This is a genomic window from Mesorhizobium sp. M7A.F.Ca.ET.027.02.1.1, assembly GCF_004022985.1.
Classification (GTDB): Bacteria; Pseudomonadota; Alphaproteobacteria; order Rhizobiales; family Rhizobiaceae; genus Mesorhizobium.
The window spans coordinates 1-437 of the sequence record NZ_RZOL01000954.1 but is presented as its reverse complement, the minus strand read 5'-3'; the positions used below and the strand labels follow the sequence as shown (position 1 = coordinate 437).

At 59.3% G+C, this 437-nt stretch carries 1 protein-coding gene; it reads left to right on the top strand.

What is annotated here, in order from left to right; genetic code table 11:
- Positions 1-437: aminotransferase class I/II-fold pyridoxal phosphate-dependent enzyme (locus EN749_RS37190; protein WP_128365169.1), on the top strand; the 437-nt coding region annotated here is incomplete at both ends.

Here is a 437-nt window from a genome sequence, read left to right as displayed (position 1 = left end):
GGCGAGCCTGAGCGAAGCGCAGGCAGGTGACGTGGTGCTGTTCCACGGCTGCTGCCACAACCCAACCGGTATCGATCCGACGCTTGAGCAGTGGGAACACCTGGCGAAGCTGTCCGTAGAAAAAGGCTGGCTGCCGCTGTTTGACTTTGCCTACCAGGGCTTCGCCCGTGGTCTGGAAGAAGATGCCGAAGGGCTGCGCGCGTTCGCAGCCGTGCATCAGGAGCTGATTGTCGCAAGCTCTTATTCCAAGAACTTCGGTCTGTACAATGAGCGCGTAGGCGCCTGTACGCTGGTTGCAGCTAACGAAGAGACCGTCGATCGTGCGTTCAGCCAGATGAAATCGGTTATCCGCGCGAACTACTCTAACCCACCGGCACACGGTGCGTCTGTTGTTGCCACCATCCTGAGCAACGATGCGCTGCGCGCTATCTGGGAAC